Source organism: Paenarthrobacter sp. 10L412, assembly GCF_056395565.1.
Map to the genome: position 1 here is coordinate 95,144 of NZ_JBFTJT010000009.1, position 10,847 is coordinate 105,990.

Below are 10,847 nucleotides of genomic sequence, written 5' to 3' on the forward strand. Positions count from 1 at the left end.
GTGCATTAGTGCCTAACTCTGGCGGGATGCCTAACTCTGGCGGGATGTCGCCGCCACAAAGCTCCTGATAGCGTCTGCTACGGCTTTGGGGCGCATGTGCTGTGCAACGTGGCCCACGCCGGGGATTTCCACCAGCCGCCCTTCCGGGATTGCCCGCGAGAGGCGAAGCGCCCATTCCGGCCCGGCCACATGATCGCGGCTCCCTCGGAGCACCAGCACGGGAGTTCGGACTTTGGCCAACTGCTTCTCGGTCGAGTATTTCATCATCACGGGCAGCTCCGTGAGGTACCAGCGCGGCCCACATTTCAGGTAGTCGGTGATCACAATCCAGTTGGACGATGGGCTTTCGCGGAGAAGGCCATCCAGGAACAGGGCCACCGACTGCCGCGTCACATTCTTGTGCCGGGAGTCCACCACAGGGCCCATGAGGACCAGGTGCATCGCGCGCTCAGGCTCGCGGAGGGCGGCTTCGATGGCGAATTGCACGCCCATCGAGTGACCCACCAGGATGTACGAATCAAGGCCGCACGCCTTAAGTGCCTCGGCAATGAACGCGCCATAGTCCTCAACGGAAAGTTGCCGGCCGGGTTTTGGCGTCCCGGCAAAGCCTGGAAGGTCCAGCGAGTAGGTGGGGGCGCTCGCAGCAAGGACGGCATGAAGCCTGGCGAGGTAGCGGTGCGAAACGCCGATGCCGTGGATGAGGATGTAAGCAGGCTCCCTCTGATCCCCGGATTTGGCAGGCTCGGGGTTGGCATGGCTGCCCGGCCGCGGCGGTGCCGTTCCATCCGTCCAAAGAATCCGGCCGGTCAGCCCGCAGGCCTCGACGTCGGCAGATAGTAGCGTCGTCAGCTCCCGAACCTCCGGTTCTCAATTGTGCTTTGGATAGCCCTGCGACTCCATAGCTCTTCGTGCCTGTTTGTTGAGAATAGCGTCCGAGGCTTCCTGTAAGGGAGGAGCTGGCAGATGGCAAATTCGCGGCGCGGTTGCAGATCATACACAGCGCCGCGGTAGCCCTCCTGTGGATAAACCCGGATCTGAGGAAGGCCAGGCAAATCACGTGCTTAGACTGGCAATTCAAAGAAATAACCCCGGCCGCATCATGGCTCTGGTCCAGAGAGGCGGGTCCGGGGACTTCGCACTCAGCCTAGCAAGGAGCATGAGGACTTGGCCAACGATTTGCCGCTGTCCACCCGCCCCGGAACCTAGTCCCGGGTGGCGTCGTCGGATTCGGCGGGGTCGCCGGCCGCGCGCGAAGCGTCTGGGGCGGCCGCAGCATCAGCCGCGTCCCGGCGTCGGGCGATCTTGGATTCTGTCCACATGGCGACCGCGACGAACACGACGCAAGCAAACATGAAGGTAGCTACGAAGTTCAATCCCATGGCCGATCCCAAGGGTGCGGCAAGGGCCATTGCGGCCACCCCGGCCACGATATGCCACCCTTTGAAATTGCCCACCGAACAAGCGTAACCCCGGGCTAATCAGGTGCTGGCCCGTTGGCTGGGATCGTTGCTTGATCCTTATCACTCCGACGCTTTTAGTCGTTGCGAGCGTCATTTCCCACGGAGGTCTCGGCCTGCTTCCGCTTCTGGGTTTCCAGCCACTCCATGATCGCCGCTTGGCGGATTCGCCGATGCGTGCCGCGGTACTCCACGGGGATTTCTCCGCGGTCGGTCATATTGCGCAGGTAGGTGTGTGAGATGCCTGCGAGCTCCGCGGCCTGGGACGTCGTGAGCATTTCCTCCACGCTGCTGACCGTGATGGTTTCGCCGCGGCTCAGCCTTTCGAGAAGATCGACGACGGCGTCCCTCGCCTGATCGGGCAGGCGGTGGACCGTGCCATCGACGAACACGGTGATGTCGTCGCTGTCCTGGAGGGAGCGCGCCAGATTCCGGGCGTCGTCGGCGGGGAGGCCGGCTGTAACGCGGGGAGCTATCAATGCCATGGCAGAAGCCTAGCGCGGTGGTGGCTGGTGTCTGCGCTGGACAAGGGGAGATGGCCCGGTTCGATGGTTCGCTGCGTGCAAGACGGTAGGAGTCGTCTTGTGCGCAGCGCGTCGTCGAGTCGGGGCGCGGGCGGGCGGGGTTAGGCGAAAAGAATACGTTGACAGGAAACAGGTAACGCGCGTAACCTAAATCACACGTTCCAAGTAACGCGCGTTACCAAACCAATGCATTACCAACCAGAACCAACCCGAACCAACACCCGGAGCATTCAATGGCGAAAAGCACCACCCCCAACAACGCCGCGGCTGTGCGGCAGCGGGGAGTCACCATGAATGACGTCGCCAAGCACGCCGGCGTCTCCCGGACCGCAGTCTCGTTCGTGCTGAGCAACCGCGAAAATGCCAGCATCTCCGAGGAAACCCGCACCCGTATCAACGATGCCGTGCAGGCACTGGGCTACCGCCCGAACGCCGGAGCACGGGCCCTGGCATCCCAGCGCAGCGATTGGTACGGGCTTGTCACCGAGATCGTGACGGCACCGTTCGCCGTCGACATCATCAAAGGTGCGCAGGACCAAGCCTGGCTTGACCGTCGGTTCCTGCTCATCGCGCCCTCCGACCAGGCCGATGCCGTAGGACCCAACAAGGGCTTGGAAGATGCCGCCATCGACAAGCTGCTGGAACAACGAGTGGAAGGACTTCTCTACGCAGCCACCTTTCACCGGGGCGTGCACGTTCCGCAGAGTGCCAACGAAGTACCAACCGTCTTGATCAACTGCTTCGATGCGGACGGAAAGCTGCCCTCGATCGTCCCTGACGAGCGTGCGGGTGGCAGGGTCGCCGTCGAGCGTTTGCTTCAAGCCGGCCACACCCGGATCGGAATCATCAACCTTGACCCGGTCATTCCTGCAGCAGTCGGACGATTGGCCGGTGCCCGCGAAGCACTGGCCGTCGCCGGACTGGAGTTGGACCCGGAACTGGTGGTGTCCGGATACGCAACGGCCGACGGCGGTTACGAAGCTGCCTGCGAAATCCTGGACCGCTATCCGGAAAAAGACAGGCCAACCGCGCTGTTCTGCCTCAACGACCGCATGGCGATGGGCGCGTACGACGCCATCAAAGAACGGGGGCTGACCATCCCCGGAGACATCGCTGTGATCGGCTTCGACAACCAGGAACTGATTGCGGCCTACCTGAGGCCAAAACTGACCACCGTTGCCTTGCCGTTCCAAAAAATGGGAGCCCTGGGAGTCCAGACGCTCGCCGCTCTTACAGCAGGACAGCCGATCATTGCCGACCAGCAATTGGTCGACTGTCCGCTGCTAGAACGCTCTTCGGTCTGACCGCGAAATCAACCTCGAAGAGCAAACCCCTTACCCACCCCTTCACCTTGGACGATGAAGATAGGAAAGAGATAACCATCATGACACAACCCCGATTCCTGAGGTCTGCCCGCATCACGGCGGCCGGACTGGCGGTGGGCGCGATGCTGCTGACCGGCTGTGCCGCCACCGTCAACAAGACCGCCGGCACCGACGCCGCAGCAAACGCGAGCGCGTTCCTCACGATCCCGCGTGAGGACATGGGAACGTTCGTGCAGAACTTCAACCCGTTCGCGCCCACCGTCAACCCGATGGTCCAGCAGTCCATTTACGAGTCATTGCTGATCTTCAACCCGGCAAAGGGCGACACGGTGCCGTGGCTGGCAACTGAGTGGAAGGCAGCCGACGACGGCAAATCGATCACTTTCACGTTGCGTGACGGCGTGAAGTGGTCCGACGGCCAGCCCTTCGTGGCTGACGATGTGGCTTACACGTTCGAGCTTCAGAAGAAGATCAAGGGTGGCTATGAGTACCTGGATTCCGTGACCGCCGAGGGAACCAACAAGGTCACGTTCAACTTCAACAAGCCATGGTCGCCGGCGCTTTACGACGTCGGACAGCTCAGCATCCTGCCCAAGCACATCTGGTCCGCGTTGGCCGACCCGGAGAAGGACGCCAACGCCAAGCCCGTGGGCACGGGCCCCTACACGGAAGTGGACAGCTTCCAGGCCCAGTCCTTCGTGCTCAAGAAGAACCCCAACTACTGGCAGCCGGAAAAGCAGAAGATCGCCGGCATCAAGATGCTCGCTTTTGCAGGGAACGACGGCGCCAACCTCGCCGCTGCGAACGGGGACGTGGACTGGGCCCCGCAGTACATCCCGAACATCGAAAAGACGTTCGTTTCCAAGGACAAGGAACACCGCCAGTACTGGTTCCCGGCAACGGGCGCCATGATCAACTGGCAGCTCAACACCGCCAAGGCTCCCTTCAACGATGTTGATGTTCGCAAGGCACTGAGCATGGCCGTTGACCGCGACCAAGTCACTAAGATCGGCATGAGCGGCTACGCCAAGCCCGCGGACTGCACCGGCCTTTCCGGCAACTACGAGAAGTGGAAGAACTCCGAGGTCAAGGACAACTGCACCTGGACCAAGCTGGATGTACAGAAGGCCAACGAGCTGCTGGACAAGGCCGGCTACGCCAAGGGTGCTGATGGCAAGCGCAAGCTGAAGGACGGCTCGCCGTTCGAGTTCAAGATCTCCGTGGGCGCATCGTCTTCCGACTGGCTTTCGGTAGCCAACGTGATTTCGCAGAACCTCGCCGAGGTTGGCGTCACGGCAAAGGTTGACTCCCCGGACTGGGCTGCCGTGGTTGCGGGTTACGAGACGGGCGATTTCGATTCCGGCATCGTGTGGAGCGCCAACGACCCCAGCCCGTACAAGTACTTCAACACCTCCATGGGCACGGCAACTGTGAAGCCGGTGGGAACCAAGACGTTCGATAACTACCACCGCTTCGGTGACACCAAGGCTGATGCCCTGCTGGCCGACTTCGCAGCAGAGGCCGACGAGTCCAAGCAGAAGGACATCGCCAACAAGCTACAGGAAGAGTACAACGACGTCGCACCGCTGGTGCCGCTGTTCTCGGGCCCGGAATGGGGTGCCTTCAATGACACCCGCTTCACCGGCTGGCCCACCGAGGGCAACCCGTACGCAACCCTCTCGGTGCGGTCACCCACCACAGTCCTGGTGCTGACCACGCTGGAACCGCGTAAGTGACCTTCGCCTGAATGTAGGCCCCAACGGGCCTGACACCGCACGCCCGGCGGCGAGCCGCCAACCGGCAACCGCCACTTGAAAGCCCCGCCGGGCGTGCCCCAAACTTTCCGTAATTCCCGAATGGAGGGAAACCGTGCGCTTTATCCTGCGCCGCCTGGGTTTCTACCTGATCGCCTTCTGGGCATCCATCACCCTGAATTTCCTGCTCCCGCGCTTCATGCCCGGCGACCCCGTCTCCCGCATGTTTGCCCGCTCCCAGGACAGAATGCAGCCCGAACAGATCGAGGCCCTGCGCAAGCTTCTTGGCGTGGACGATCGGCCCATTTGGGAGCAATACGTCGATTACATGCACAACATCTTCACGGGCCAGATGGGCGTCTCCATCTCCCGTTTTCCAACACCGGTCACAGAGGTTATCTCCTCCCAGATCGGTTGGACCCTCCTGCTGGGCGGAACCGCGCTGGTGATTGCCGCCGTCGTGGGTAACCTGCTGGGCATCCTGGCCGCTTGGCGGCGTGGCGGCGCGATCGACTCGGCACTGCCGCCAGTGCTTGTGTTCATCGGCTCGTTCCCGTACTTCTGGCTCGCGATGGGTGCGCTGTACCTGTTTGGCGTGGTGCTGGGTTGGTTCCCGATCCGCCATGCGTTCACGGATGGTCTGGAACCCGGGTTTACGTGGGAGTTCATCGGCGACGTCGGTGCGCACCTGGTGCTGCCGGCGCTGACGATCGTGCTGGTTTCCATTGGTGGCTGGATGTTGGGCATGCGTAACACCATGATCGCCACGAACTCGGAGGACTACATCACCATGGCCGAGGCCAAGGGGCTGCGTCCGGGCCGCATCATGCTCAGGTACGCAGCCCGGAATGCGATGCTGCCGTCCGTCACGAGCTTCGGCATGGGTCTGGGTTTCGTGGTGGGAGGTGCGCTGCTCACCGAGGTGGTGTTCGCGTATCCCGGTGTGGGCTACCAACTCCTCAACGCCGTCCAAGGCCTGGACTACCCCCTCATGCAGGGCCTGTTCCTGACCATCACCGCCGCCGTGCTGCTGGCAAACTTCCTGGTGGACATCCTCTACGTCCGCCTCGACCCGCGCGTGCGCAGCAACTAGAGGACTGATCATGACAACCGCACTTCTGAAGCAGCCAACTCCAACCGCAGCTGTCCGCAAGCCCAACCGCAGCTTCGTCCACGGACTCCTCACCAACAAGAAGGCCATGCTGGGCATGGCCGTGATGTTCGTGTTCATCGCACTTGCGTTGCTGGCGCCCGTGCTGTTCCCTGGTGACCCCTCGCGCATCACCGGGATGGCCTCCCTGGAACCCTCCCCAGAGCACTGGCTGGGCACCACCGCCAAGGGACAGGACGTGCTCGCGCTGACCGTCCACGGCTCGCGGAGTTCCCTCTTCGTCGGCCTGACCGTAGGCTTCGCGTCCACGTTCGTCGGCATCCTGGTGGGCCTTGCTTCGGCGTACTTCGGCAAGTTCATCGACGAAGCACTCTCTTTGGTGACCAACGTCTTCCTCCTCCTTCCCGGCCTGCCGTTGCTGGTCATCCTGGCCGCATTCCTGCCACCGGGCCTTGGCACAGTGATCCTGGTCCTCGTGGTCACGGGATGGGCCGGTTCGGCACGCGTGCTGCGCTCGCAGGCACTGTCCATCCGTTCCAAGGACTTCGTGGCTGCGGCGGTGGTGTCCGGCGAACGGGCGGGCCGGATCATGTTCCGCGAAATCCTGCCGAACATGGCCTCGATCGTCATGGGCACGCTGCTGGCTTGCGTCATTTACGGCATCGGTGCCCAGGCCGGTCTGGAGTTCCTCGGCCTGGGCGACGTCAGCACGGTCTCCTGGGGCAACAACCTCTTCTGGGCCGGCAATGAGGGCGCCTTGCTGACCGGTAGCTGGTGGGTGTTCGTTCCCTCAGGTGTCTGCATCGCTTTGGTCGCCTTCGCGCTGGCACTTATCAACTACGCCGTGGACGAGGTTACGAACCCCCGGCTGCGGAAGATCAAAACACCCAAGACCCCCGCAACCACCGAAAGGAGCGCCGCCAAGTGACTGTCTCCCAAGTCTCCTTCGGCTCCCACGAGCCCGTCCTGGACGTCAAGAACCTCACCGTAAAGTACGTGGGCGATACCCGCTCAACCACCGCCGTCGATCGCGTTTCCTTCAGCATCGGCACCGGTGAGGTGTTCGGGCTGGCTGGTGAATCGGGTTGTGGGAAGTCGACCATCGCCAACTCGATCATGCGGCTCCTGAAGGATCCCGCGAAGATCGCCGGGGGCAGCATCTCCTTTGGCGGCAAGGACGTCCTGGCCATGAGCCCGGAGGAACTGCGGCGCTTCCGGTGGCAGGACGTGGCCATGGTGTTCCAGTCGGCCATGAATTCGCTCAACCCGGTGCTGACCATCGGCGAGCAGATCGTGGACATCTTCACCACCCACGCCGGCTACTCGCGCAAGGAGTCCCTCCGCCGGGCGGGCGATCTGCTGGAGCTCGTGAGGATCGACCCCGCGCGCCTTAAGTCCTACCCGCACCAGCTCTCGGGCGGCATGCGGCAGCGCGCAGTGATAGCCATGGCCGTTGCCCTCAAGCCGTCCCTGCTGATCCTGGACGAACCAACTACTGCACTGGACGTTGTGGTGCAGCAGGAGATCATGGCCCAAATCAAGGAACTCCAGCGCGAACTCGGGTTCTCCGTCCTCTTCATTACGCACGACATGTCCCTCATGGTGGAGCTCTCCCACCGCATGGCCGTCATGTACGGCGGCCGGATCGTGGAAACTGCCAAGGCGCAGGACGTCTACGCCAACCCGCGTCACCCCTATACACAGGCGCTCATGGGCGCGTTCCCGCCACTCACCGGTCCTCGCGTTCCGCTCACAGGACTGCCCGACGGCGTGAAGTTCCGGAACATCCCGGACCTCACGGAGGTGGCGCCCGGCCATCTGGTGGCACCTTTTAGTACGGACGCCTTGACGGTGCCCGGCGCTTCAACGGTTGATCCCGCAATCCTGGAAGGAGTCGCGCGATGAGCCACTCTGCACTGTCCCCTACGTCGCTGTCCCCTGCGATCGAAGGTTTGGCCCGCCAGGCCGCTGCTTCCGAAACACCCGCCCTCGAAGTCCGCGGTTTGGGCAAATCGTTCCCCATCGGCGGCCTGTTCTCCCGGCAATCAGTCCGGGCCTTGCACGGCGTAGACCTCACCATTGGCCGCGGCGAAATCGTGGCACTCGTGGGAGAGTCCGGTTCCGGCAAGAGCACCCTGGCCCGCTGTGTTGCCCGGCTCGAGAAGCCGAGCTCCGGCGCGATCCTGGTTGACGGCGTCGACGTCCTCAAGCGCGACCGATTCCAAGCGTCCCGTGCCTTCCGGTCCCAACTGCAGATGGTCTTCCAAGACCCCTTCGGGTCGCTGAATCCGGCCCACAGGATCGAGCACTTCCTGCGGAGGTCGCTGGCCATCCACGGGAAGGGCGGTTCGGAGTCTGACACCCAGCGCCGCCTTGAGGAACTCATGACCACCGTTGGCCTGCAGGCCGACATGCTCAACTCCTACCCACATGAACTCTCGGGTGGGCAGCGGCAGCGCGTCGCGATCGCCCGTGCGCTCGCCGTGGAGCCGGAGGTCATCCTGGCTGACGAGCCCACCTCCATGTTGGATGTGTCAGTGCGGATCGGCGTGCTGAATTTGATGCGCAAACTCCGCGACGAGCAAGGCATCTCCATGCTCTACATCACCCACGACCTCGCCTCGGCACGCTACCTGGCCGACCGCACCGCTGTGATGTTTGCCGGGGAGCTCGTGGAGGAAGGGGAGTCCCTGGACCTGCTGGCCAACCCGGCCCACCCCTACACGCAACTCCTGGTGTCAGCCGTTCCGGACCCGGCGCGCGCAGGCTCCTACGATCCTGTCCGTCGCGCTGAACTGCGGCAGGCCGTCATGGCTTCCACGGTTTGCGCTTTCGACGGCGATCCCCACCAGGCCTGCTCCGCGGAGGAACCTGTACGCCATCAGGTGGGCGATCCCGAAAACCGCCACTGGGTGCGCTGCCACCTCTACCGGCCGCGGGCAGGAGCGGGCGGACACGCGCTGGCTACTGAACCGGCCGAGGCTGTATCGGCTGCAACGACTGAACCCCTGGCGACTGAACCCCTGACGATTGAAAAGACTGACAAGAAGGCTTCCGCATGACTGAACTGACCCACCCGCTCGCCACCGTTCCGCGTGACGAGCTGGTTGCCCGCGCGGAAGCCGATCCCCTGCGGCCGCGATTCCACTTCGTTTCCCCGGCGGGCTGGCTCAACGACCCCAACGGCGTGAGCCAGTGGAACGGCGTCTACCACCTCTTCTATCAGTACAACCCGGAGGGCGCCTTCCACAACCGCATCCAGTGGGGCCACGCCACCAGCACGGACCTCGTCACGTGGACGGACCAGCCAATTGCTTTGGAGCCGTCGGCCGGTCCGGATGCGGACGGTTGCTGGTCAGGTGTGTTGGTGAACGACGGCGGTACTCCCACGTTGGTGTACTCCGGACGAGCTGACGAGCGTGAGCTGGCCTGCGTTGCCGTGGGCTCTGCTGACCTCATGACGTGGACTAAAGTGCCCGAAAACCCGGTGATCGCCGCCCCTCCGGCCGGTGTTGATATTACTGCCTACCGGGATCACTGCGTGTGGCGCGAGGGCACCACCTGGCGGCAGCTGGTTGGCTCGGGCATTCGGGGGCGCGGTGGGACGGCGTTCTTGTATGAATCCTCGGATCTTCGTTCGTGGACCTATGTGGGTCCTTTGTTCATTGGCGACGCATCCCAGGGCGATCCCGCAGATACCGACTGGACCGGGACCATGTGGGAATGCGTGGACCTGTTCAGGGCGGGTGAGGGTGCTTTGGGTTCTGTTACCGGCCTTGCTGAGGGAACCCATCCTGATGTGCTGGTTTTCTCTGCCTGGGACGACGGCGAGACCCGCCACCCGTTGTACTGGACTGGGCGCTACTCAGGGGACACCTTCGAGCCCGCTGCCCTGCACCGGCTCGACTACGGGGGGCGGTTCTTCTACGCCCCTCAATCGTTCGAGGATGAATCCGGCTGCCGCATCATGTTCGGTTGGATGCAGGAAGGCCGCAGCGATGCCGCCATGGTGGAGGCAGGGTGGTCGGGCGTGATGAGCCTACCGCGCGTTGCCACTTTGGCCGATGACGGAACCCTGGACTTTGCGCCGGTTCCTGAGGTTGAGAAGCTCCGGCGGAACCACGTGAGCGTAGCGGGCAAGGTGCTCGTCGGGGGCGGTGCGCTTGTGGATACCGGGGTGTCCGGGAACCAGCTGGACCTTGAGTTGGACGTGCAGCTGGCTCCGGGAGCGGCGTTGCGACTGGGCGTCCTGGGGTCGGTGGATGGTGCTGAGGAGACGGTCATCGAACTCAGCCGCTCTCTTGAGGGCGAAAACGGCACCCTCCGACTCGATCGCACCCGGAGCAGCCTTGACTCGGAGGTGGATGTGGAGGACAAGTCCGGCCCCGTCCCGATGCCCGACGGACGCGTGCGCCTTCGCGTCCTGGTGGACCGCTCCGCCGTCGAGATTTTCGCGAATGGCAAGCCGCTCACGGCCCGGGTATATCCGACTCTGGGCGGCGAACGCGTGACCCTGACAGCCGCAGAGGGCACCGTCAACTTGGCGAGCTTCGACGCCTGGACCATGGCCGACTCCTGGGGAGGCCCGCGCCCGCTGTTCCCGTAACTCTTCCCCTAGCACCGCCGCCCAACCATCCCTCTCTCACATCCCGAGCGTTTTCCGCCGATCTTCTCTC

At 63.3% G+C, this 10,847-nt stretch carries 10 protein-coding genes; 7 read left to right on the top strand and 3 right to left on the bottom strand.

Annotation, left to right across the window (positions count from 1 at the left end):
- Positions 1-30: 30 nt before the first annotated feature.
- The 3 genes from AC1DD7_RS14035 to AC1DD7_RS14045 form a co-directional block, all read right to left on the bottom strand.
- Positions 31-849, bottom strand: a complete 819-nt coding sequence (locus AC1DD7_RS14035; RefSeq protein WP_477515560.1) for an alpha/beta fold hydrolase — start codon at positions 847-849, stop codon at positions 31-33.
- A 353-nt stretch (positions 850-1,202) separates the two neighbouring features.
- Entirely contained in the window at positions 1,203-1,454 is a 252-nt protein-coding gene (locus AC1DD7_RS14040) for a hypothetical protein (RefSeq protein ID WP_442004468.1), read from the bottom strand.
- An 80-nt stretch (positions 1,455-1,534) separates the two neighbouring features.
- Positions 1,535-1,942 (bottom strand): helix-turn-helix domain-containing protein, encoded by a 408-nt coding sequence (locus AC1DD7_RS14045; protein WP_477515462.1) that lies wholly within the window; start codon positions 1,940-1,942, stop codon positions 1,535-1,537.
- Between the two features lie 272 nt (positions 1,943-2,214).
- On the opposite strand from AC1DD7_RS14045, the gene AC1DD7_RS14050 reads away from it, so the two are divergent.
- The 7 genes from AC1DD7_RS14050 (at position 2,215) to AC1DD7_RS14080 (ending at position 10,777) form a co-directional block, all read left to right on the top strand.
- Positions 2,215-3,285 carry a LacI family DNA-binding transcriptional regulator gene (locus AC1DD7_RS14050; RefSeq protein ID WP_477515463.1) on the top strand — a complete coding sequence of 357 codons (1,071 nt, stop codon included), beginning with the start codon at positions 2,215-2,217 and terminating at the stop codon, positions 3,283-3,285.
- Positions 3,286-3,365: 80 nt separating this feature from the next.
- Positions 3,366-5,042, top strand: coding sequence for an ABC transporter substrate-binding protein (locus AC1DD7_RS14055; RefSeq protein WP_442019148.1), 1,677 nt, complete (start codon positions 3,366-3,368; stop codon positions 5,040-5,042).
- 133 nt (positions 5,043-5,175) lie between these two features.
- Positions 5,176-6,153 carry an ABC transporter permease gene (locus tag AC1DD7_RS14060; RefSeq protein WP_224165690.1) on the top strand — a complete coding sequence of 326 codons (978 nt, stop codon included), beginning with the start codon at positions 5,176-5,178 and terminating at the stop codon, positions 6,151-6,153.
- A gap of 10 nt (positions 6,154-6,163) precedes the next feature.
- Positions 6,164-7,099, top strand: a complete 936-nt coding sequence (locus AC1DD7_RS14065) for an ABC transporter permease (RefSeq protein WP_477515464.1) — start codon at positions 6,164-6,166, stop codon at positions 7,097-7,099.
- Positions 7,096-8,076, top strand: coding sequence for an ABC transporter ATP-binding protein (locus AC1DD7_RS14070; RefSeq protein ID WP_477515465.1), 981 nt, complete (start codon positions 7,096-7,098; stop codon positions 8,074-8,076). Before AC1DD7_RS14065 ends, AC1DD7_RS14070 begins: the two co-directional genes overlap by 4 nt.
- Entirely contained in the window at positions 8,073-9,233 is a 1,161-nt protein-coding gene (locus AC1DD7_RS14075; RefSeq protein ID WP_477515466.1) for an ATP-binding cassette domain-containing protein, read from the top strand. Before AC1DD7_RS14070 ends, AC1DD7_RS14075 begins: the two co-directional genes overlap by 4 nt.
- The gene (locus AC1DD7_RS14080; protein ID WP_477515467.1) at positions 9,230-10,777 is read left to right on the top strand and encodes a glycoside hydrolase family 32 protein; all 1,548 of its coding nucleotides are present in this window, start codon (positions 9,230-9,232) and stop codon (positions 10,775-10,777) included. Before AC1DD7_RS14075 ends, AC1DD7_RS14080 begins: the two co-directional genes overlap by 4 nt.
- Positions 10,778-10,847 lie beyond the last annotated feature (70 nt).